The organism is Pseudomonas sp., assembly GCF_032058845.1.
Taxonomy (GTDB): domain Bacteria; phylum Pseudomonadota; class Gammaproteobacteria; order Pseudomonadales; family Pseudomonadaceae; genus Aquipseudomonas.
Genome location: NZ_DAMCCR010000144.1, coordinates 1 through 1,836, shown reverse-complemented (window position 1 = coordinate 1,836; position 1,836 = coordinate 1). Strand labels below are relative to the sequence as shown.

Sequence of the window (1,836 nt, the reverse complement as noted above, 5' to 3'; positions counted from 1 at the left end):
CGCGCAGGCGTGGCCAGTGCGCCTACGCTATGGACTGCACCGCCATCTACTGGAGCCCCGCATGACCCTGATTGCCACCCTGGAAAGCCCGCGCCTGATCCTGCGCCAGTGGCAGGACGACGACCTCGTCGAGTTTGCCGCGCTGTGTGCCGACCCGCAGGTGATGCGCTACTTTCCCGCACCCCTGACACGCCTGGAAGCCGCCGCGCTGGTCGGCCGCTTGCGCGGGCATTTCAACGAATACGGCTTTGGCCTGTGGGCGCTGGAGCGCAAGGACAACGGTGCCTTCATCGGCATGACCGGCCTGCTCAACGTCAGCTTCGAGGCGCCGTTCACGCCGGCGGTGGAAATCGGCTGGCGCCTGGCCAGGCGACACTGGGGCCTGGGCCTGGCCAGCGAGGCGGCGTGGGCCTGCCTGCGCTGCGCCTTCAGCCAGTTGCACCTCGACCAGGTGGTGGCTTTCACCACGCAGAACAACCTGGCGTCGCAGAAAGTGATGCAGGCCATCGGCATGCAGCCCGATACCGAGGGTGCATTCGACCATCCCCGGCTGCCGCCCGATCACCCGCTGCGCCCGCACGTGTTGTATCGCATCGACCGTGAGCAGTGGCTGCAGACCGTACGCGGCTAGCGGGATCGCATGGGGGGCCAGCGACAAACCCTGTATCATCTTTGCCCATCAAACGCCGTAGTGCGCACGCCTTGCCTGGAGAAAGACCGATGAGTGATGTGCTGGACGACCTGGTCGACCTGCTGAGTCTTGAAGCAATCGAAGAAAACCTGTTCCGTGGCCGTAGCCAGGACCTGGGCTTCCGCCAGCTGTACGGCGGTCAGGTGCTGGGCCAGTCGCTGTCGGCGGCCAGCCAGACGGTGGAAGATGCCCGCCATGTGCACTCGCTGCACGGTTATTTCCTGCGTCCGGGCGATGCCAGCATGCCGGTGGTGTATTCGGTCGACCGCGTGCGCGACGGCGGCAGCTTCAGCACGCGCCGGGTCACGGCGATCCAGAAAGGCCAGCCGATCTTCACCTGCAGCGCCTCGTTCCAGTACGACGAAGAAGGCTTTCTGCACCAGGCGGCCATGCCTCAGGTGGTCGGGCCGGAAAACCTGCCCAGTGAACTGGAGCTGGCCAGTAGCCTGGCGACGCATTTGCCTGAGCGTCTGCGGGAAAAGGTGCTGCGCCCCAAGCCCATCGAGATCCGCCCGGTGACCGAGCGTGATCCGTTCAATCCCAAGCCCGATGATCCGGTCAAGTACGTGTGGTTCCGCGCCGACGGCAGCCTGCCCGACGTTCCGGCGCTGCACAAATACCTGCTGGCCTACGCCTCGGACTTCGGCTTGCTGACCACCTCCCTGCTGCCGCATGGCAAGTCGGTGTGGAACAACGACATGCAGATCGCCAGCCTCGACCATTCGCTGTGGTTCCATGCCAACCTGCGCGCCGATGAATGGCTGCTGTACGCCACTGACAGCCCGTGGGCGGGCAATGCGCGGGGCTTCAACCGCGGCAGCATCTACAACCGCGCCGGCCAGCTGGTGGCCTCGTCCAGCCAGGAAGGGCTGATCCGCCACCGCAAGGACTGGGCATGAGGCTCGAGCAGATTCGCCACTGGGTGTTCGACATGGACGGCACCCTGACGGTGGCGGTGCATGATTTCGCGGCCATTCGCGTGGCCCTGGACATTCCGCCGGCGGACGACATCCTCGGTCATCTGGCGGCGTTGCCGGCAGATGAAGCCGCCGCCAAGCATGCCTGGCTGCTGGAGCACGAGCGCGATCTGGCCCTGGGCTCGCGCCCGGCGCCGGGTGCGGTCGCGCTGGTGCGGGCGCTGGCCG

General features: G+C 66.3%; 2 protein-coding genes and 1 pseudogene. All 3 read left to right on the top strand.

Annotated features, from left to right (window positions below; all coding sequences use genetic code 11):
• The first annotated feature begins 61 nt into the window (after positions 1–61).
• The gene (locus tag RT028_RS18950) at positions 62–631 is read left to right on the top strand and encodes a GNAT family N-acetyltransferase (protein ID WP_312936826.1); all 570 of its coding nucleotides are present in this window, start codon (positions 62–64) and stop codon (positions 629–631) included.
• An 89-nt stretch (positions 632–720) separates the two neighbouring features.
• Complete coding sequence (tesB, locus tag RT028_RS18945; protein ID WP_312936825.1) at positions 721–1,590, top strand: acyl-CoA thioesterase II; 870 nt, start codon at positions 721–723, stop codon at positions 1,588–1,590.
• A pseudogene (locus RT028_RS18940) lies at positions 1,587–1,836 on the top strand (HAD family hydrolase); the annotation flags it as partial. The gene tesB and the pseudogene RT028_RS18940, both read left to right, overlap by 4 nt.

Coding starts and splice junctions, on each gene's coding strand:
- RT028_RS18950 (WP_312936826.1), top strand. CDS start 62: ATGACCCTGATTGCCACCCTGGAAAGCCCGCGCCTGATCCTGCGCCAG.
- tesB (WP_312936825.1), top strand. CDS start 721: ATGAGTGATGTGCTGGACGACCTGGTCGACCTGCTGAGTCTTGAAGCA.